The sequence below is a fragment of the Streptomyces populi genome, from assembly GCF_002911015.1.
Taxonomy (GTDB): Bacteria; Actinomycetota; Actinomycetes; order Streptomycetales; family Streptomycetaceae; genus Streptomyces; species Streptomyces populi.
Genome location: NZ_KZ626858.1, coordinates 82,249 through 103,288 on the forward strand (window position 1 = coordinate 82,249; position 21,040 = coordinate 103,288).

Here is a 21,040-nt window from a genome sequence, read left to right on the forward strand (position 1 = left end):
GGGCGCGGTGTCCCGGACCGGGGCCTCACGGCACTCGCGTCAGCGCCTCGCGGCGCTCGCGGGTGCCGGCGTGTAGCGCGGGGGCGACATGGAGATGGAGTCGCCGCAGGCGTCGATCTCGGCGGCTTTGTGACGCGTCTCCACGACCGGGACGTTCACGCGGTCGCTGTCGGGGTTGTGCGGTGCCGAGACCAGCGCCTCGTTCTCCGTCACGCAGTAGTCGCCGGCGCCCTTCGCGCCGCGGGGGGTGTACCGGAGGTCGACCGTCACTCCCGTGCCCTTGCGCAGGGTGAAGGACTTGGGGTGTCCGTGCCCGGTGCCCTCGATGCTGTTCGCCTTCCCGTTGTGGACGCTGAAGCCCGGGTAACCGGCGAACAGGCATGCCTCCGGGGCCTTGTTGGCGGCGGTCAGTCGCGCGTCGCGCCGACCGCCGGTCCTCTCGGGGAGCAGGACCAGCGTCCACGTCAGGGAAGCGGTCCGGCACCCGGCCGGACTCGCGGAGCCGGTCGTGGAAGCGGCCCTGTGCGGCTGTACGTCCGTGTGACCGCATGCCGACACGGCCAGGGCCAGCGTCAGCACGGCCGATCCTGCGGCAAGTCGGGTGGTCGCTCGCATGGTTCCCCCTGAATGACGGGTTCGTTGGTTCCGTTGGAAGGCCGGACGCCGTGGTCGCGGGCGGCGCCGGGAAGTGCCGTGTGCCGGCCGGACGGGCCGCCCCGCCCGGTTCCGCTCGCCCGGCCGGCTGAGCGGCGCACGCGAGCGGTGCGGGGTGGAGCGGCCCGTCCGGTCCTGCCGGTGTGTCAGGTGCCGGGGTAGACGAGGGTGTTCTCGGTACCGAGCCTCTGGTGGGTGGTGTCGGCGTACAGGGTGGTCTCGCCGTCGGACCAGCGGACGATCAGGTCGTTGCTGGAATTGTCGGCGGTGTAGTTGCCCGCCGACATGACCTGGTCGTGCTTCCACAGGTCGTTGGGGTCACGCATGCGGGTCTCGGCGCCGAGTCCCGCGGCCGAGGTGGCCGTGTAGGTGTCGAGTTCGCCGTCAACCCAGCGCACGAGGACGTCCCAGTTCCCGTTGCCGCTGAAGTTTCCGCTGGTCAGCAGCGTCGCGTTCTTCCAGGTGTCGTTCGGCGCCTTGAGGCGGTTCTCGGTCCCGAAGGTACCGGAGCCGACGTAGGTGTAGAGGGTCAGCTCGCCGTCGACCCAACGGACCAGCAGATCGGTGGCGTACTTCCCGTTGTGGAACTGCCCGGCGGATATCTGGGTCGCGTTCTTCCAGACGGAGCCGGGGGGCGCCATCTGGACCTCCTTGCTCATGCCGGCGGAGCTGACGTCCGGGTAGAGGGTGACCTCGCCGTCGGACCAGCGCACCATGAGGTCGGACAGATCGGTGCCGGTGAAGTCTCCGCCCGTCATGGTCTCCGCGTGCGTCCAGGTGGAGTTGGGTGCCTTCAGCCGCGTCTCGGCCAGGAACCCGCCCTTGCCGTCACCGGGGTACAGGGTGACCTCGCCGTCGGTCCAGACCACGATCAGGTCGCTGCGGTGGTTGCCCGCGTAGTCGCCCGAGGCCAGCAGCTTCGCGTGCTTCCACAGGGCCGCCCCACCGGGGAGCTTCGCCTGGATGCCCTTGTACGGGGGCAGGTCGGCGGGGGGAGCCTGGTTGGCGACGGCGTCGGCGAGGAGGTTCGCCGCGTCGGCCCCGAACGCCGGGGCGTAGCTGATGTAGTCGACGTTCGCGTCATTGCCGCCGCCGTTGTAGCCACCGAGGTTGCCGATGACGTGGCCGGTGCGCGCGTCGTCCTGGTAGTCGGTGATCCACGGGCTGCCGGACACACCGCCGTAGTAGCCGCCGCAGGTCATCGACATCTGGCGGAACCCGGCGAGTTGCGTCGTCGGCACGGTGCACTTGATGGCCCGTCCGGAGTCGTTGTGGTCCTTGCCCGGATAGCCCACGACGGTGACGTCCTTGTGGACGTAGCCGGACGGCTGGGTGAAGGTCAGTCCGCCCCCCACGGCGTCCTGGAGCTGCTGCCCGCGCTGGTTGGCGGAGACGCGGGCGAACGCGGTGTCCAGATCGGACCAGGGCTTCTTGGTCGAGCTGTGCGGCTTGTCGGGTATGTAGCGGGGGTCGATGAAGACGCGCTGGATGTGGAAGATTCCGTAGGGCTGCTGGTCGGGGCCCGCTCCCTTGGTGAACTTCGGCACGAAGATGTAGTTGTCGCTGTACCCCAGCGCGCAGTGTGCCGCGGTGAGGATCACGTTCTTGGTCCGGGTGTCGATGACGCTGCCGGTGCACGACCAGTTGGTACCGGTCGTGCTGCTGGAGCCGAAGAACGTACCCACGAGGCGGGTCCCGCCGAACATGGTGCCCTTGGGGGTGGCCGCCGCGGCCGCGGCCCTCCGCCTGCCGGCGGAGGGCGCCGACCGGAGGGCGTCCAGCGGTTCGGCGTTCGCCATGCGCTCGGCCGTCCAGTACTCGGCGGCCTCCTGGGCCTCCCGTCCCGCGGCCGGCCCCGTGGACGGGGAGGAGACCGCGGACGGTGAGACGGTCGCGGAAGGGCTTCGCGTCGGCGCGGCCGGGCGGCTCCCCCTCGTCGCGGTGGGTGCGGCGGAACTCGCCGCGGCGGACGGACGGGCCGCGGGGGAGCTCGAGGCCGGGGACGCGTGCGGTGACGGTGAGGCGGCCCACGCGGCCCCGGTTCCGAGCACGGTCGTACACAGGACGGCTAAAGCCGTCAGGTGTCTTTGATAGGAGAACAATTCCAGTCCTTCTGGTCTCACGGATCGGCGCGCGGATGAGGGCACGCCGACTTCACGCCATGCGACGGACGCGATGGACGTGGTGGTGGGTCGGACGCGACGGCACGGGGCGGCCCCTCGGCCGTGGTTCCCTCCGCACGCCGAGGGCGGTGGCGGCCGCGGCCGCACGGTGACACGGCCCGGGCGCCGCCTTGTCGCGTTTCTCTCGATCGCCGTGACGGCCGGCGAGATTCACCGAGGAGTCAGGTGAGTGCGCTCAGTCGGGGCAGCGGTGCCGCAGCCGGGCCGGACTTCGCGACGGTGGCCATGCGGCCGTGGCGCCCGCCCGGGCGTCACGGCGGACAGCGGTCCTCTTCAAGTGTTTTCCCTCCGTAGCCCGGCCGTCCCGTCGTCCGACGCTGGTCAGGCGTCGACGGAACCGGCCGATCGAAGTACAACTTATATGATCATTCTTGCGTGATCCATGGAAATTGATCACATCTGACATGTCGCGTTTCCCGGCTCTTTCCTCGGCACGTCCGTTCCGGACCGGCCCTCACACACCCGCCCGCGCCGCCGGCGGGGACCGAAGGAACGGGAAGCGGCGGCCGGCCACCGCCCGAGCCGCGCTCGCGGTACGTTTCGCCCTGTCAGGGCCCCATGGGCAGCCGCAGTTATCCAACGTCAGGATGGTCATGCGCGAGGAAGCGATCGTCGAGGCAGCCGCCGGAGTCCATCTGGTGCACGGCAGCAACACGAACTGGGTGGTGCTGTCCGAGGGCGACTCCGTCACCCTGATCGACACGGGATATCCCGGCGACCGGGAGCAACTGCTGGCGTCGCTGGAGACCCTCGGGTACGCACCCGAGGCCGTGACCGCCGTGCTCGTCACCCACGCGCACAGCGACCACCTCGGCTCCGCCGAGTTCCTGAACCGCACGTACGGGACCCCGGTCCTGCTGCACGCCGCCGAGGTGCCGCACGCGCGCCGCGAGTTCCTCCACCAGGTGAGCATCGGACAGGTGATGCGGCAGGCGTGGCGCCCCGGCGTACTGCCCTGGGCGGTGCACGCCATCCGCTCCGGCGGCACCACGGACGTGGCCATGACGAAACCCGAGGCCTTCCCGCACGAGGGCCCGCTCGATCTGCCGGGCCGGCCCGTCCCGGTGCACACCCCCGGCCACACGCACGGCCACTGCGTCTACCACCTGCCGGAAGCCGGGGTGCTCGTCTCCGGTGACGCCCTGGTCAGCGGTCACCCCACGTCACGGGTACAGGGGCCGCAACTGCTGCCGAAGATGTTCGACACCGAGCGTGCCGGAGCCCTCGCCTCGCTCGACCGCATCGAGGCCCTCGCCGCCGATGTGCTGCTGCCGGGTCACGGTCCCGTGCACCGCGCTCCGGTGCGCGAGGCGGCCCGGCGCGCCCGGGAACTGGCGAGCTGACGACGGCCGGGGGTGCCGCGCCGGCACCCCCGGGAAGCGGCCCCGGCCGCACCGTCCGCCGGGCCGCGGGCGGGGTCGCTCCGGCAGGCGGCGGGCCGGTGCGACGGATGCGCCGTCCCGCTTGACGCACGGGACAGACGGGGGCAGAGTTGTACGTATACGTCATAAACATACGTCGTTCGTCCGCCGGTCCCGCTCAGGAGCGTCGCGCCATGGCGCACAGCAGGCCGAGTCGCGCGGAACCTCCTCCCGGAACCCCGGACGCACAAGTCATCCGCCCCACTCCCGGGCACCGGTACCCGGCATGCCGTGCCGGTGTGGCGCTCGCCTCCCGACCACCGCCCGCGCGAACACGAAGGAGCCGGGCCCATGAGTGCCCCCTCGACCATTCTCGTCACGGGCGGCGCAGGATTCATCGGTAGTCACGCCTGTGTCGAACTGCTCGACCACGGATACGAGTTGATCGTGGTCGACGACTACTCCAACAGCAGCCCGCAAGTGTTCGCCCGCGTGGAGCGCATCGCCGGGCGTTTCCTCGGCACCGTCTATGAGCTGGACATCCGTGATCGGCGCGCCCTGTCGGCCGTCTTCGACCGTCACTCCGTGGACGCCGTCGTGCACTTCGCCGCGCACAAGGCCGTCGGTACGTCGACGCGGATGCCCATCGACTACTACGACACCAATGTCGGCGGAACGACCGCGCTGCTGAACACCATGCACGAGCACGACGTGCACCAGCTCGTCTTCTCCTCCTCCTGTTCCGTCTACGGCGACGCCGGTCACGGGGCGCTCGACGAGTCCACCCCGGCCCGGCCCACGAATCCGTACGCCGCCTCCAAGCTGATCTGCGAACAGATCCTCGCCGACGTCTGCCGCCGCCGTCCCGAGTACACCGTGCTGTGTCTGCGGTACTTCAACCCGGCGGGCGCCCATGCCAGCGGACTCCTCGGCGAGGACCCCAGCGGTTCCCCGGAGAACCTGCTGCCGAACCTGGCCCAGGTGGCCATCGGGCGCCAGGAACGCCTGCGCGTCTTCGGCGACGACTACCCGACGGCGGACGGGACCGCGATCCGCGACTACCTGCACGTCATGGACACCGTCGAGGCCCATCGCGTCGCCCTCGACCACCTCGCGGACGAGCCGGGCATGCACGTGTACAACCTCGGCATAGGCAAGGGGAGTTCGGTCCTCGACGTGGTCACCGCCTTCTCCGAGGCCTGCGGCAGGCCCGTGCCGTACGAGATGGTGCGGCGCCGTCCGGGCGACGTCGCCGAACTCGTGGCGGACGCCTCCGCGGTCGCACGCGCCTGGGGCTGGCACCCTTCGCGGGACCTCGCCGACATGTGCCGGGACGCGTGGCGGTTCCAGCAGCTCAACCCGAACGGCTACGCCGGGTCCGCCCGGCGCCCGTCCGACGAGGGCTGACTCCCTCACGGACTGCGGGAGCCGGTCCCGGCCCGCCGGGCCTTCGCCGCGACCTCCTACGCCTACGCCGCCGCCTACGCCGCCGACTCCGACTCCGCCGCCGACTCCGACTCCGACTCCGACAGCAGGAACGCGGTCTCCACCAGCGCGATGTGACTGAACGCCTGTGGCGCGTTGCCCAGTTGACGCCCGGCATCGGGATCCCACTGCTCCGAGAGCAGACCGAGGTCGTTGCGGATCTCCAGCACCCGCTCGAACGCCTCCACGGCCTCCTCCCGGTGTCCGGTCGTGGCGAGCGCGTCGGCGTACCAGAGGGAACACGCCACGAACGCGCCCTCGCCGCCGTGCATGCCGTCCACGCTGTGCACACCCCGGCCGTTCGACGCGTACCGCCGCACGAACCCGCCGTGGGTCAGCTCCCGCATCGCCCGCACGGTGCCGCCCACCCTCTCGTCCCCGGGGGGCAGGAAGCCCAGCCGGGGGATCAGCAGCGCCGAGGCGTCCAGCTCCGGCGAACCGTAGGACTGGACGAAGGACTCCCGCCCGGCGTCCCAGCCCTCCCGGCACACCTGCCGGTGCACCTCGTCCCGCAGGGCCCGCCAGGCGTCCGAGGACCCGTTCCTGCCGAGCAGCTCGCCCATCCGCAGCGCACGGTCCGCCGCCACCCAGGTCATCACCTTGGAGTGGACGAACTGCCGTGCCGGTCCGCGCACCTGCCACAGGCCCTGGTCCGGCTCGCGCCAGTGGCGCCCGAGGTGGCCCATCATGGCCTCCACCAGCCTCCACAGGTGCCCCGGCATGGAGATGCCCGCCCGCAGCGACAGCAGGAGCGCGTCGAGCACCTCGCCGTACACGTCGAGCTGGAGCTGGCTCATCGCGGAGTTCCCGAAGCGAACCGGACGGGAGCCCTCGTAGCCGGGCAGCCACGGCGCCTCCGTCTCGGGGAGCAGCCGCTGGCCGGCGACGCCGTACACGGCCTGGAGGTCGGCGGGTTCCCCCGCGATGGCCCGTACCAGCCAGCCCAGCCATGCCGTCGCCTCGTCGCGGTAGCCGCCGCGCAGCAGACAGGACAGCGTCAGCGCGGAGTCGCGCAGCCAGCAGAAGCGGTGGTCCCAGTTGCGTTCGCCGCCGATGGAGCCGGGCAGCGAGGTGGTCGGGGCCGCGACGATGCCGCCGGTGGGCGCGTAGGTGAGCGCCTTGAGCGTGATCAGGGACCGCACCACGGCGTCACGCCAGGGTCCCTCGTACCGGCACTGGGCCGTCCAACGCCGCCAGAAGTCGCCCGTCTCCTTGAGCACCGTCTCCGCCGGAACGGACAACGGGGCGGGCGGCTCGGGCACGTACGAGGGCGCCCACACGAACGTCAGCGTCGTCCGGCGGCCGGCCCGCACGGTGAAGTCGTGGACGACGGAGTTCCCTCCGCCGGGCTCCGCCGCCAGCCCCTCGGTGTTCAGCCAGACGGCGTCCGGCCCGGCGACCGCGACCGTACAGGCCTCACCGGCCTGGACCCACGGCACCACCCTGCCCTGGTGGAAGCGCAGCCGTAGTTCGCTGCGCATGGGAACGGAACCCCACAGGCCCTCCACCACCCGCACGATGCAGGGCAGTTGGCTGCGCGGTGGCATGAGGTCGATGACCCGGGCAGCGCCCGTGGCCGTCTCCCAGCGGGACTCCAGGACGAGGGTGTCCGGCCGGTACGCCCGGCTCGTGCAGTGGGCCGGCACCGCGCGGGAGACCGGGGCGATCCGCCAGAACCCGTTGTCCGGCGTGCCCAGCATCGCGGCCAGACAGGCCGGTGAGTCGAACCGGGGCAGACAGAGCCAGTCGATGGAACCGTCCCTGCCGACCATGGCAGCGGTTTCCAGATCGCTGATGAGGGCGTAGTCCTCGATGGGTGCGTTCATGATCGAAGCCACGCCGCCGTGTTCCTTGCCGCCTCTTCAGGATACGGCCGCGGAGCCGGAATCCGCATTCTGACCAGGCGGTTCGGAGATTCCACCGCCTGTCCGAAGACGGCCGGACCATCTGGTCCGCGGGAAGCCGGAACGTCCACGATCCCCAACTCGCCGCGCCACGGGGGCCGGACGGAGCACACGGCCTCGCGCGTGCCCGGCCGGAGGGGCGGACGACGGCCGGCGCGAGATCGCTGGAGATGCACCGGTCCGCCCCCCGTGCCTACGATCAACAATGCCCCGAAACCCGGCGAACGGTCCCGTGCCGTCCGGTGGAGCGGTCCTGTGCCGTCCGACGTAGGGAGGCGGTTCGGCTTGCTGCGGGCACCTCGCCTCACAGGCGTCCTGCCGCGGCCACGGCGTCTCGGCGTGTACGCCTTCCTGGTCGCGGCCACCACCGTCGTCTACATGGCCGTCGCCCCGACCCGGACCCCGCTGTGGGCCGTGATCGGACTCGGCGGCGTCGCGGCGATGCTCACGGGAATCCAGATCAACCGCCCGGCCCACCGCTGGCCGTGGCTCCTGCTGGCCTCGGGACTGCTGGCGTTCGCCGCGGGCGACACGTCGTACAACGTGATGGAGTCGTACTTCGACTTCAACAACCCCTTCCCCTCCCCCGCGGACGCCTGCTACCTCGCCACGTATCCGCTGTTCGCCGCGGGCCTCTACGGCCTGGTCCACTACCGATGGCCGGGCCACGACCTGCCGAGCCTGCTCGACGCGCTGATCTTCGCCCTGGGCCTGGCCCTGCCGGTCTGGGTCTTCCTGGTGCAGCCGCTCTCCCACGCGCCGGGGATGACGTGGCAGCAGCGCGCCATCAGCATCGCCTACCCGCTCGGCGACGTCCTCGTCCTCGCGATGCTGGCCCGCCTGCTGGTGTCGAGCCCCGGCTCCGGCCGCAACCCGTCCCTACAGCTCCTCGTGCTGGGAACCGCGACGCTGCTCACCTTCGACATCGCGTACGGCATCCTCCAGCTGAACAACCTGTGGCAGACCGGGACCCTGCTCGACTCCGGCTGGATCGTGTTCTACACGGCCTGGGGGCTCGCCGGACTGCACCCCTCCATGGTGGAACTGACCCGGCCCGTGGTGCAGCGGGAGTCCCTGCGGCCCACACGCCGCCGCCTGCTCTCCCTCGCCGCGGCCACCCTGGTGGCACCCGCGATCCTGCTCTACGAGGGGCGGCGCGGGAACACCCAGGACGCCGCCGTGATCGCGGTCTTCTCCGCCGCGCTCTTCCTGCTGGTGCTCCTGCGGCTCTCCGGGATGGTGGTGGCCCACCGCAGCGCCGTGTCGCGCGAGCTGGCGCTGCGCACGGCGGCCACGTCCCTCGTCGCGGCGGTCCGGCCGGAGGACGTGGAGCGGACGTGCGACGCCACGGTCAGCACGCTGTTCGGGCCCAAGGTCGAGCACCGCAGTCTCGTCCTGCCCGCCGAGTACGCGAGCGGGCTCGCGACACGCCGCTCGCACATGGTGCCCACCCCGGACCTCGGAGCGGGCATCGCGGACCGGCTCGGCCGTCTGCCGACCACCCTGGTGTGCCCCATGATCCCGCCCGACGAACCGACCGGACAGCTTCCGGGCGTACTGATGGCGGCGGGGCCCGAGCAGCAGCTCCGGGAGGTCCAGAGCACGCTGGAGATCCTGGCCTCGCACGCCGGCCTGGCCGTGGAGCGCATCGCGCTGCGCCAGGAGATCATCCGCAAGGAGAGCGAGGCGTACTTCCGTACGCTGGTGCGCAACGCCTCGGACGTCATCCTCATCGTCGAGGACGACAACACCGTCCGCTACGCGAGCCCGTCCGCGCGGGCCGTCTTCGGCCGGGCGGAGCTGACCGGGGCGCCGCTGCCCGACCTGGTGGACTCCAGCGACCGGACGCGGGTGGTCAGGGGACTCGCCGCCCTGCGGAAGGGCGGGGCCCCCGAGAACCACGACCACTGGTGGGTGCTGCGCGACGGCAATCGCATCGAGGTCGAGGTGCGCTGCAGCGACCTGCGCCAGGACCCCACGGTGGCCGGTCTGGTCATCACCCTGCGGGACGTGACCGAGCAACGGCGCCTGGAGCACGAGCTGACGGAACGGGCGTTCCACGATCCGCTGACCGGTCTGCCCAACCGGACCCTGCTCCTGGAACGCATCGAGCGCGCCCTGCTGCGCAGCCGCCGGGGGGCGACGCTCACCTGTCTGCTCTTCATCGACCTCGACGACTTCAAGATGGTCAACGACACGATGGGGCACTCCACGGGCGACCACCTGCTGAGCGCCGTCGGCGAACGGCTGTCGGGAGCCCTGCGCCGCACGGACACCGCGGCCCGCCTCGGGGGAGACGAGTTCGCGGTGCTGATGGAGGACGCGAAGAAGCCACTGGACGCCGAGCTCCTGGCGGCACAGGTGATCCAGGCGCTGAGCAGACCGTTCAGCCTCCGGGAAGGCTCGGTGAGCGTGTCGGCGAGCGTCGGCGTGGCCACCGCCAGGGACAGCACGGACGCCGAGGAACTCCTCGGCCACGCGGACCTCGCCCTCTACGCGGCCAAGGCGGCGGGCAAGCGGCAGTGGCGCAGGTTCCTGCCGCGGCTGCGGGTGCGGATGGTGGAACGGCACGATCTACAGGCACGTCTCGACGGCGCGGTGGCCCGGTCCGAGTTCGCCCTGCGCTACCAGCCCGTCGTCGACATCGGCGCGGGCGAGGTCGTCGGCTTCGAGGCCCTGGCCCGCTGGCCGCACCCGCAGCACGAGCCGGTTCCGCCGGACCAGTTCATCGCCCTCGCCGAGGAGACGGGGCACATCACCCCGCTGGGCGCGTGGGTGCTCTCGAACGCCACCGCCGACATCGCCGGACTCCAGCGGGCGGCCGAGGGGACGGACCCGCCGTACGTCAGCGTGAACGTCTCCCCCCGCCAGTTCCACGACAGCGGGTTCCTGGGCGAGGTGCGCAGGGCGCTGGAGACGCCGGGACTCGCTCCGGGGTCGCTGCAGCTGGAGCTCACCGAGACGGTGCTGATGCGCCGGGACGCGCGGATCCAGGCCGTGCTGTACTCGCTCAAGGACCTCGGGGTGCACATAGCCGTCGACGACTTCGGCAGCGGTTATTCGTCGCTGCGGTACCTGCGGGACTTCCCCGTCGACGTACTGAAGATCGACAAGACGTTCATCGACGACATCGCACTGGACACCCGGCAGGTCGCGCTCGTCGAGGGAATCGTCGGTCTCGCCGACACCCTGGGCATCCAGGTGATCGCGGAGGGGATCGAGGACCCGATACAACGGGACCTCCTGGCCGGCATGGGATGCCGGTTCGGACAGGGGTTCCTCTTCGCCCGGCCGATGACGGTGCAGCAGAGCGAGGTCCTGCTGCGGCAGCGCGACGGGGCCCGCATCCCGGCGCTGTCCGCCGCCGCGAGGGCGGAAACGAGGTGCGGCATGGAACAGACCGAGCAGTCTTCCGCCGACCCGCACAAGGACCGGCCCGGTTCGCCGGAGGCGGCGGGGACCGGCGGCACGCACGGCGACGGCCCGCAGGCCGAGAACGTACGGCGCTCCCGGCGCTGGCGCGACCTGGAACACCTGCGGCAGACCAACCCCATGAGCGACGCCGTGCTGGACGAGGTGCTCGGCCGGCACATCCGCAGCGGCGACCACTGGATGATCGACTTCGCCTCCTGCAACTATCTCGGCTTCGACTGCGATCCGGAGATCATCCAGGCGATCGAGCCGGCCGTGCGCCAATGGGGCACGCACCCCAGCTGGTCCCGGCTGATCGGCAGTCCCCGCCTGTACCCCGACATCGAGGAGCGGCTCGCCGACCTGCTCGGCGCACCGGACACGCTGCTGCTCCCCACGGCGACCCTGATCCACGCCTCGGTGATCCCCGTGCTGGCGGGCCAGGGCCACGTCTTCGTCGAGGCCACCGCGCACCGGACCGTGTTCGACGGGTGCGTGGGGGCCCGCGGGCAGGGCGCGACGCTGCGCCGGTTCCATGCCGAACGCCCCGACGAACTGGCCGCCATGCTGGACGCGGCGCCCGCCGACCTGCCCCGGCTCGTCTGTCTGGACGGCGTGAACAGCATGAGCGGGAACATCCCCGACGTGCCGGGGCTGGCCGAGGTGTGCCGGCCGCGGAACGCCCTGATGTACATCGACGACGCGCACGGCTTCGGCGTCATCGGGGAGCGCGGCCCGCACGAGTCGTGTCCGTACGGGGACCGGGGCAACAGCGTCATACGGCACACAGGAGAGTCGTACGAGGGGATCGTGCTCGTCGGCGGGTTCTCCAAGGCGTACTCGTCGCTGCTGGCCTTCCTCGCGCTGCCCACCTCGCTCAAGGGGCGCCTCAAGACCGCCGCGGCGCCCTACCTCTACTCGGGGCCCTCGCCGACCGCCTCCCTCGCCACGGCGCTGGCCGGCCTCGACGCCAACGACCGCCGCGGGGACGCCATCCGGGCCGATCTGTACCGCAAGACCGTGGCCGTGCTCGACCATCTGGAGGAACTCGGGGCGGGCACGCTCAACACGGACCGCCTGCCGATCATCGAGATCCCCCTGGCCGACGCCGACGACCTGGACGCGGTCGGCGAGTTCCTGTGGGACAACGGCATCTACGTGACCCTGGCGGCCTACCCCCTCGTACCGCGCGACCGGGTCGGTTTCCGGGTCCAGCTGACCGCGCTCAACTCCGACGAGGACATCGAGCGGCTCAACGACACACTCACCCGGCTCGCCGAGCGCTATCCGCTGCGGCCGAGGGACGGAGTCCATGATGGCGGTTCTCAATGACGACGTGGACTGGGACAGCTGGCCGGTCGAGGACTACCTGGCGGAGAACTACCGCGAACTGCACCCCTCGGACGCGGCGGTCATCGCCCACCACTGCGCGTTCTACCGCGAGTTCGCGCCGGGCGCCGTCGCCCGGTCCGTGGAGATCGGGGCGGGCCCCAACCTCTATCCGCTGATCCTCGCGTCCGCCGCGAGCCGGCGTATCGACGCCGTGGAGGCCGGGTCCTCCAACGCCGCTTATCTGGAACGGCAGTTGAACGGAACGCCGGACCGGAGCTGGCTGCCCTTCCACGCGTTGTGCCGGGACCTCAACCCGGACGTACCCGAGACCCTGGAGGGGGCGCTGTCCGCGGTGCGTCTCGTGCACGGCGACCTGCGGTCCGTCGAACCGGGGAGTTACGACCTCGCCTCCATGCACTTCGTGGCCGAGGGGGCCACCGAGGACTTCGAGGAGTTCGAGGAGTTCTGCCGCTGGTTCGTCCGGTGCGCGGCACCGGGCGGGCATCTGGTCGCCGCCTTCATGGAGAACATGCCCACCTACCGGATCGGAGCCGAGTCCCGCTGGCCCGGCTGCCCGGTGGACACGGACGCGGTCACCGAGGTGTTCACCCCGCTCACCGACCGGCTCGCGGTCGGCCGCATCCCCTCGGATCCGACGCTGCCGGACTACGGGGACTCCGGGATGATCCTGCTCACCGGGGTGGCGGCGGCCCGTCCCCCGGTGTGAGGGACGCCGCCGCTCCCGCGCGTGACCGCGTGCCGGGTCACCCGAGTTCCAGCGACGTCACTCCATGGACGCGTTCCCCCGCCGACGCCCTGACCGGCCCGGTGTACATGCGGGCCGTCTCGAAGGAGGGGGCCAGGCCGAGCTTCTCCATCAGGGCGACGGCCTCCGTGTTCGTCCGGGGCACGTCGATGGCCAGCGCTCTCCCGTCCGCGTCGGCGGCGAGCGCGGTGAACAGGGCGCGGGCGTCGTCGGCGGTGTCGGCGAACAGGGGGCCGATCCGCAGGGAGTCACGCGCCGGACGGATCACGGCGTATCCGCTCAGCCGACCGCCTCCGGCGTCCCGGACGAAGGTGCGGTGCCCGGGGGCGGTCAGCCACGACTCCAGGAACACCGGCCGGTCGGCCGGGTAGCAGGCGCTGTCGTACGCCGTGATCGCCGCGCGGTCCGCCGGCCCGGCCGCCCGCACTCCCGAGGGCTCCTGTCCCACCGGGGCCACGCCGGTGAACCGGACGGTCCGGTAGGCGAGCTCGAAACCGGACTTGCGGTAGTTGTCCTGCTGCGCGACCACGCCGTCGAGGCCGACGGTCCGGTCGCCCGCGTGGGCGAGGGCCGTCTCCCAGGTGGCGAGACCGTATCCGTTGCCGCGCAGATCGGGGCGTACGAGATAGAAGCCCAGGAAGGCGTAGTCGGCGCTGTAGTTGACCACCGAGATGGCCGAGACCGGCTCCCCGCCGACGCGTCCGATGAAGAATCCCCCGGGATCCTGGGCGAAGAAGCTCACGCTGTCGGACAGGCCGGGGTTCCATCCCTCGTCCGCCGCCCAGCCGCCGACCACCTTCCAGTCGTCGAGCGTGGCCTGGCCGACGACGAGGCCGTCGGGTCCCGGAGAGGTCATGGGGCGCTCCAATGCGTACGGGTCGGGTGTGCGCCGGCATACGGGCGCGGAGTGCGCCGGCCGTCGCCCGGGCAGCATCCTTGCCGATCTCCGTGCCGATCGCAGCGACGGGCGCCCGGCGCGGGAAGGGATTCGGCCACTCCGGCGCACGGGGCCCGCCCGGCACCGCTCCCCGGGATCGGGGGGCGTGGCCGGAGGCGGGGAGGCTCCACCGGTCACCCGTCCGGTGGAGCCTCCCGATCGTGACCGCCGCGGGTCAGCGCACCGCGGCGGGCCGGAAGCGGCGGTACAGGACGGCACCGCCCAGCAGCATCGCCGCGCTCGCCGCGACGGCGGCCATCGTGCCGTCCGCGCCCGTGTGGGCGAGGGTGGCCGCGGTCCCGCTCTCCGGAAGGCCCCGCTCCGGCGTTCCGGTGCCGGGGGTCACCGCGGACGGGGCGGCCGGCCTCGGGGCGGGTTTCGCCGGGTGGTGGGCCCGCACGGGCTCGGAGTCCGAGGTGTTGACCGCCTCGTTCCCGACGGCCGCGTTGCCGGCGCCGACCGCCGTCACGGAGTTGCCGCTGACATTGACCGGGAGGTCCACCGGGAGCTGGAGGCCGTTGCCGGAGAGCACACCGGGCGAATCCTTCGCGTCACCGTGCGCGACCGCGCCACCGCGGCTGTCGGCGCCGCGGTCGGCCGTGCCGCCGCGGCCGGCGGCGTGCGCCCCGGTTCCCCCGTGCCGCTCGCCGCCGGTCACGGCGGCCCCGCCCCCGGCGCCCTGGTTGGCGCAGCGGTTGCCCGCGGCGGGGTTGAGCAGCCCGGCCACGTTCACCGTGTTCCCGCACAGGTTCACGGGAACGTGCACGGGAAGCTGGACGGTGTTGCCGGAGATCAGGCCGGGCGAGCCTGCCGTCGCGCCGTCCGCCGCGGAGTCGGCGTGCGCCGGCACGACCGCGGCGAGCGCGCCCGAGGCGGCGGCCGCGGCGATCAAACCATTTCGGGTCACCCGTTTCATACGTTCACTGCCTTCCTGACACGTCGCGGGCACTCGCCCGCATTGCGTAAAACGCCGGTGAACGATCCGAGTTATGGCTTATCGGCCTTTCACCCCATCGAGCGTCGCGCATTTCGAACAGCCGCCGCGTCCCCGCGAAGGACGCCCGCGCGGGGGCAACGGACGCCTCCGGGCCCCGCTCGCCCGGAGGCGTGCTCCCGGGGCCGCGTCTATCGTGATCCGGGAGGTATCGCCGGTCCACCGCAGGCGACCCTGGAGGCAGGCATGCTGTCCGTGCACCGACGCTTCGCGGTCGTGGGAGCCGCCACCGCGACGCTGACCCTGCTGGCGGCGACTCCGCCGACGGCGGCGGCGACCGCCGACGACCGGCCCGGCCTGTCCCGCTTCTACCACCAGAAGATCACCTGGGCGGCCTGCGAGGGCGACGGCATGCCCGAGGACCTGCAATGCGGCAAGGTCACCGTCCCGCTGGACTACGCGAGGCCGGACCGCGGCACGCTCGACCTGGCGCTGGCCCGCTACCGGGCGACGGGCCGCTCACGGGGTTCGGTGCTGCTGAACTTCGGCGGTCCGGGCGGTGCGGGCATACCCGGGCTCGTCGCGAGCGGGAAGGACTTCATGGGGCTGACGAACGGCTACGACGTGGTGACCTTCGACCCCCGCGGCGTCGGCCGGTCCTCGCCCGTCAGCTGTGGCGACGGCGCGGACGAACTCTTCGGGGCGGTGTCCGCGGACACCGACGTGCAGGCGGCGCTCGACGCGGTCGGGAAGGCCGCCGACATCTGCGCGAAGCACTCGGGGGCCGTCCTCCCCCACATAGGCACGGTCAACGCCTCCCGCGACCTGGACGTGATGCGCCAGGCGCTCGGCGACAAGAAGCTCAACTACCTCGGATTCTCCTACGGGACACGGCTCGGCGCGGTGTACGCGGCCCAGTTCCCCGAGAAGACGGGCCGGATGGTGCTCGACGGTGTCGACACCCTCACCGAGCCGATCACCGAGCAGGGACTCAGCGGCGCGGAGGGGCAGCAGACCGCGCTCGACGGCTTCGTCACCTGGTGCGCGAAGAGCATGGCCTGCCCGTTCGGACAGGACGTACGCAGCGCCGGCGAACAGGTGCTCCAGCTCGTGAGGTCGCTCGACGAGGAGCCGGTGCCCTCGGACTACGGCCAGGAGTTCACCGGACAGGACCTGGTGGGGGCGATCAGCCAGGCGCTCTACAGCAAGGCGATGTGGCCCGTCCTCGAACAGGCCCTCGCCCTGCTGGTCCAGGACGGCGACACCCACGCGCTCACCCAGCTGTACGGCGGCGCCTCCCTGCCCGCCACCGCCACGCCCGTCCGGCAGCGACCTCGGGACGACGGCGGGCTCGTCGACGCCGAGGACGTCCCCCTCGACAACCTCCCCGCCGCCCTGATGGCGATCAACTGCGCCGACGACCCCGACCGGCCCGGCGCCGGCGAGGTGGCCCGGCAGATCGCCGGACTGCGGGCCGCCTACGAGGAGGCGTCACCCGTCTTCGGCCGGTACCGGCTCGCCCAGGTGCTGATGTGCTACGGCCGCCCGAAGGGCACCGACTACATACGGGAGAAGGTCCGCGACGTTCCCGCCTCGAAGATGCTGCTCGTCGGCACCCGCGGGGACCCCGCGACCCCCTACCGCTGGACCCTGGAGACCGCGAGGCGTCTCGGCTCCTCCGCGGTGGTGCTCGACAACAAGGGCGAGGGACACACCGGGTACACGTCCTCGAAGTGCGTGCACCGCAAGGTCGACGACTTCCTGCTGTACGGGTCGCTGCCGGCCAGCGGCAGCTCCTGCGGCCCGGAGAACACGGACTCCTACTGACGGCCGCCCGCGGGGTGACCGTGACGGCTCCGCGTGTGTCCCGATCGGCGGCTTTCGTCCTCATGGGTTTGACTCGTGGTGTGCTCCGGATGCTCCCCCTGCTGCTCGTCGCCCTCGGTGCCGCCGGGGCGCTGCTCCTCGTGGGCTCCGTCTCGGCGTGGTGGTGGTGCGCGGCGGGCCCGCTGCTGGCGCTGACCGCGCTCGGCGGCCGGGACCTGGCGCAGCGCCGCCGCTCCGTGCTGCGCAACTATCCGCTGATCGGCCGTCCGCCCTTCCTCGTGCACGAGCGGGCCCGGGGAGCCGAGGCCGAGGAGCCGTTCGGCACCGGGCGTGACGTGTACGTGGACGGTCACGAGTTCCTGGAGTCCTCCATGCGCCCGGTCGAGGTGCCGGACGAACCGCCGGTCGTCCGGGTGGGCGGCCCCGATTGCACACAGCCCTACGACATGGCCCTCCTCAACGTCTCGGCGATGAGTTTCGGAGCCCTCTCGCCGAACGCGGTCCTGGCCCTCAACAGGGGGGCGGCGCTGGGGAGGTTCGCGCACGACACCGGCGAGGGCGGTCTGTCGGACCATCACCTGCGCGGTGGCGGCGACCTGATCTGGGAGATCGGCACGGGGTACTTCGGCTGCCGCACCTCCGAAGGGGACTTCGAGGCACGGGAGTTCGCGGACAAGGCCGCGCTGCCCGAGGTGAAGTGCGTGTCGCTGAAGCTCTCCCAGGGAGCGGGGCCGGGGACCGGCGGTGTGCTGCCCGGCGCGAAGGTGAACGCGGAGATCGCGCGGGCGCGTGGCGTCCCCGAGGGCCGGGCCGTGGTCTCGCCCCCGTACCACCGGGTGTTCTCGACCCCGAGGGAGCTGGTGCGGTTCGTCGCGCGGATGCGGGAGCTCGCGGGCGGCAAGCCGACGGGCTTCAAGCTGTGTGTCGGCTCGCGGCGTCAGTTCCTGGCCGTCTGCAAGGCGATGCTCGCCGAGGGGGTGACACCCGACTTCATCGTCGTGGACGGCTCGGAGGGCGGCACCGGGGCGGCGCCCGCGGAGTTCGCCGGCGGCCTCGGCACGCCGCTGACCGAGGGGCTGATCACGGTGCACAACGCGCTGGTCGGCACCGGGCTGCGCGAACGGGTGCGGATCGGCGCGAGCGGCGGGATCGCGACCGGCTCGGACATCGTCAGACGCCTTCTCCAGGGTGCCGACTACACCAACGCGGCCCGCGCGATGATGCTCGCCGTCGGCTGCGTCCGGGCCCGGCGGTGCCACACGAACACCTGCCCGGCCGGGGTGGCGACCCAGGATCCGCTCCGGGTCCGCGCACTGGACGTGGCCGACAAGTCCGAGCGGGTGCGGCGCTACCACCGCGCCACCGTGCACAGCGCGTGCCGGATCATGGCCGCGATGGGCGTGCGGGATCCCGGCGAGCTCACGCCCCACCGGCTGCTGCGGCGGGTCGGGCCGACGACGGTGAGGTCGTACGCGGAGCTCTACGAGTGGCTGCCGTCCGGGGTGCTGCTCGCCGAACCGCCCGCGACCTGGTCGGCGGACTGGGCCGCCGCCGACCCGGACTCCTTCTGAACCGCCGAACGGCCGAGGACGCGCCGTCGGTCAGAAGTCGACGGGGTCGCGCACGATGGGGCAGGTCATGCAGTGGCCGCCGCCGCGCCCCCGCCCCAGCTCGGAGCCGACGATGGTGATGACCTCGACGCCGGCCTCGCGCAGCAGCGCGTTGGTCTGGGTGTTGCGGTCGTAGGTGAACACCACGCCGGGCTCCAGGGCGACGGCGTTGTTGCCGCTGTCCCACTGCTGCCGCTCGGAGGCGTACACGTCACCGCCGGTCTCGACGATCCGCAGTCCGGGCAGTCCCAGCGCCTCGGCCACGACGTCCGGGAACGCGCGTGAGCCCTCGTCGGTGATCTCGACCCCGGGAGCCTTGTCGCTCGGCCGCAGGGAGAACGTGTGCACCGAGTCCATGATGGCCGGATACAGGGTGACGAGGTCACGGTCGGCGAAGGTGAAGACGGTGTCGAGGTGCATCGCGGAGCGCAGTTTCGGCATGCCCGCGACGACGACGCGCTCGGCCGCGCCGCCCTGGAACAGAGCGGCCGCGACCTGGCTGACGGCCTGCCGCGAGGTGCGCTCGCTCATGCCCATGAGGACGACGCCGTTGCCGACCGGCATGATGTCGCCGCCCTCGAACGTGGCCTGGCCCCAGGAGAGTTCGGGGTCGCCCCACCACACCTTGGAGCCCGCGAAGTCGGGGTGGAAGGAGTAGACCGCCTTCATCAGGAGCGTCTCGTCGTGCCGGGCCGGCCAGTAGAGCGGGTTGAGGGTCACCCCGCCGTAGAGCCAGCACGTGGTGTCGCGGGTGTAGAGGGTGTTGGGCAGCGGCGGCATGAGGTACTCGCGCACGCCGGTCGACTCGCGGGCCAGGGCGAGGTAGCCGGTGCGGAACTCGTCGGGCAGGTCGACGGTGGAGAGTCCGCCGATCAGGTACTCGGCGAGGACGGCGGGCTCGAGGGACTCCAGGAAGGCCCGCGTGCCGTCGACGAGTCCGAGCCCGACCTCGTTCGCGGTGATCTTCCGGTCGAGGAGCCAGTCCCTCGCCACGGGCAGGGCCATGGTCTGCGCGAGCAGGTCGTGCAGTTCCACGACCTCCACCCCGCGCCCGCGCAGCTTGTCGACGAAGTCGGCGTGGTCGCGCTGGGCGTTCTCCACCCACATCACGTCGTCGAAGAGCAGGTCGTCGGCGTTGGTGGGGGTGAGCCGGCGATGGGCGAGACCGGGTGCGCAGACCAGCACCTTGCGCAGCCTGCCGACCTCGGAGTGGACGCCGTACGCCGGACGGCCGGTGGTGTCTTGACTGGTCACGGTGTGCCTTTCTCCGGGCCTGGGGCCGACGGGTCACAGACTGATCCAGCCCAGCGCCAGGGCGACGATCCCGGTGACGGCACCGGCGACCGAGACGACGAGGATGACCAGTTCGCGGGGCGAGAACGGCGTCCTGCCCTGCTCGCGGCGCGCCATCACGAACAGCACGGTGGCGGGCGCGTAGATGATGAAGGAGACGAGGAGGTACTTCAGCCCGGCCGCGTAGAGCAGGAAGGCCGTGTAGACGGTGGCGAGGGCGGCGACGACGAGGTCGCCGCCGAACCGGTGCCGGGCGATCTTCAGGGCGAAGGCCGCGGCCAGCAGGAACGGGATCAGGGTCAGGGCGCTGGTCAGGTCGAGCGCGAAGTTGAAGGCGTCGTCCGAGAAGAGGGTGACGACCAGGACCGTCTGGGTGAGCACGGTGCTCAGCAGCAGCGCGGGGGCCGGCACGTCGGCCCGTGTGGAGCGGGCCAGGAAGCGGGGCATGTCCTCGTCCTTGGCCGCGACGAACAGCACCTCCGCCGCCATCAGCGTCCAGGCGAGGTACGCGCCGAGGACCGAGACGATGAGGCCGACGCTGACGAAGACCTCGCCCCAGGTGCCGACCGCGCTCTCCAGGACTCCGGCCATCGACGGCTGTCTGAGCTCGGCGATCTCCTCGATGGGCAGCAGCCCGTACGACACGATCGTGACCGAGGCGAAGACGGCGAACACGCTGAGGAAGCCGAGGACGGTGGCCCGGCCGACGTCCTCGCGGCGCCTGGCGTGCCGGGAGTAGACGCTCGCCCCCTCGACGCCGAGGAACACGAACACGGTGGCCAGCATGGTGCCCTTGACCTGCTCGAACAGTGAACCGTAGGCGGCGCCGCTCCAGTTCTCGGCGAAGACGTGGGGCTTCAGGTAGAAGAGCGCCAGTACGACGAAGACGAGGATCGGGACGACCTTGGCCACGGTGACGATCCGGTTGATGGCCGCCGCTTCCTTCACTCCTCGCCGGATGAGGAAGAAGAAGGCCCACAGGCCGACCGAGGAGAGCACGATCGCGAGGACGGTGTCCCCGTCGCCGAGCGCGGGCGCGACGGCCCCGATCGTCGACATGATGAGCACCCAGTAGGTCACGTTGCCGACGCAGGCGCTGGCCCAGTAGCCGAAGGCCGAGAAGAATCCGAGGTACTCGCCGAAGCCCGCCTTGGCGTACGCGTAGACGCCCGCGTCGAGGTCGGGTCTGACGATCGCGAGCCGCTGGAAGACGAAGGCGAGCATCAGCATGCCGGTACCGGCGACGGCCCAGGCGATCAGCGCGCCCGCCACACCCGTCTCCTGGGCGAACCGCCGCGGGAGGGAGAACACCCCGGCGCCGACCATGGAGCCGACGACCATCA

13 protein-coding genes are annotated in these 21,040 nt (G+C 71.7%); 6 read left to right on the plus strand and 7 right to left on the minus strand.

Annotated features, from left to right (window positions below):
- Positions 1–39 precede the first annotated feature (39 nt).
- Together CW362_RS12890 and CW362_RS12895 are read right to left on the minus strand one after the other, a co-directional pair.
- Complete coding sequence (locus CW362_RS12890) at positions 40–615, minus strand: DUF4232 domain-containing protein (RefSeq protein ID WP_103549555.1); 576 nt, start codon at positions 613–615, stop codon at positions 40–42.
- A 185-nt stretch (positions 616–800) separates the two neighbouring features.
- A complete protein-coding gene (locus tag CW362_RS12895; protein WP_103549556.1) occupies positions 801–2,453 on the minus strand; it encodes a trypsin-like serine peptidase in 1,653 nt (550 codons plus the stop codon).
- A gap of 977 nt (positions 2,454–3,430) precedes the next feature.
- On the opposite strand from CW362_RS12895, the gene CW362_RS12905 reads away from it, so the two are divergent.
- Together CW362_RS12905 and galE are read left to right on the plus strand one after the other, a co-directional pair.
- The gene (locus tag CW362_RS12905) at positions 3,431–4,180 is read left to right on the plus strand and encodes an MBL fold metallo-hydrolase (protein ID WP_103549558.1); all 750 of its coding nucleotides are present in this window, start codon (positions 3,431–3,433) and stop codon (positions 4,178–4,180) included.
- Positions 4,181–4,549: 369 nt separating this feature from the next.
- Positions 4,550–5,605: a UDP-glucose 4-epimerase GalE gene (gene galE / locus CW362_RS12910; protein WP_206300943.1), complete on the plus strand. Its 1,056-nt coding sequence runs from the start codon at positions 4,550–4,552 to the stop codon at positions 5,603–5,605.
- A 74-nt stretch (positions 5,606–5,679) separates the two neighbouring features.
- Here galE and CW362_RS12915 read toward each other — a convergent pair whose 3' ends face one another.
- The gene (locus CW362_RS12915) at positions 5,680–7,509 is read right to left on the minus strand and encodes a glycoside hydrolase family 15 protein (protein ID WP_103549575.1); all 1,830 of its coding nucleotides are present in this window, start codon (positions 7,507–7,509) and stop codon (positions 5,680–5,682) included.
- Between the two features lie 456 nt (positions 7,510–7,965).
- Here CW362_RS12915 and CW362_RS12920 point away from each other — a divergent pair, with 456 nt between their 5' ends.
- Both CW362_RS12920 and CW362_RS12925 read left to right on the plus strand, forming a co-directional pair.
- Positions 7,966–12,330, plus strand: a complete 4,365-nt coding sequence (locus tag CW362_RS12920; protein WP_103549576.1) for an aminotransferase class I/II-fold pyridoxal phosphate-dependent enzyme — start codon at positions 7,966–7,968, stop codon at positions 12,328–12,330.
- The gene (locus tag CW362_RS12925) at positions 12,314–13,057 is read left to right on the plus strand and encodes a methyltransferase (RefSeq protein ID WP_103549559.1); all 744 of its coding nucleotides are present in this window, start codon (positions 12,314–12,316) and stop codon (positions 13,055–13,057) included. The genes CW362_RS12920 and CW362_RS12925 overlap by 17 nt, the downstream gene beginning before the upstream one ends.
- A 37-nt stretch (positions 13,058–13,094) precedes the next feature.
- On the opposite strand, the gene CW362_RS12930 is transcribed toward CW362_RS12925, so the two are convergent.
- Both CW362_RS12930 and CW362_RS12935 read right to left on the minus strand, forming a co-directional pair.
- Entirely contained in the window at positions 13,095–13,952 is an 858-nt protein-coding gene (locus tag CW362_RS12930; protein WP_103549560.1) for a GNAT family N-acetyltransferase, read from the minus strand.
- A gap of 256 nt (positions 13,953–14,208) precedes the next feature.
- Entirely contained in the window at positions 14,209–14,949 is a 741-nt protein-coding gene (locus tag CW362_RS12935; RefSeq protein WP_103549561.1) for a chaplin, read from the minus strand.
- Between the two features lie 264 nt (positions 14,950–15,213).
- Here CW362_RS12935 and CW362_RS12940 point away from each other — a divergent pair, with 264 nt between their 5' ends.
- Complete coding sequence (locus tag CW362_RS12940) at positions 15,214–16,794, plus strand: alpha/beta hydrolase (RefSeq protein WP_103549562.1); 1,581 nt, start codon at positions 15,214–15,216, stop codon at positions 16,792–16,794.
- Between the two features lie 89 nt (positions 16,795–16,883).
- Positions 16,884–18,365: an FMN-binding glutamate synthase family protein gene (locus tag CW362_RS12945; RefSeq protein ID WP_240657770.1), complete on the plus strand. Its 1,482-nt coding sequence runs from the start codon at positions 16,884–16,886 to the stop codon at positions 18,363–18,365.
- Between the two features lie 30 nt (positions 18,366–18,395).
- Here the strand turns inward: CW362_RS12945 and CW362_RS12950 are convergent, their stop codons facing one another.
- Both CW362_RS12950 and CW362_RS12955 read right to left on the minus strand, forming a co-directional pair.
- Positions 18,396–19,658, minus strand: a complete 1,263-nt coding sequence (locus tag CW362_RS12950) for an arginine deiminase (protein ID WP_103549563.1) — start codon at positions 19,656–19,658, stop codon at positions 18,396–18,398.
- Positions 19,659–19,691: 33 nt separating this feature from the next.
- Positions 19,692–21,040 (minus strand): basic amino acid/polyamine antiporter (locus tag CW362_RS12955; RefSeq protein ID WP_240657768.1); only part of this gene is annotated, 1,349 nt, incomplete at its 5' end.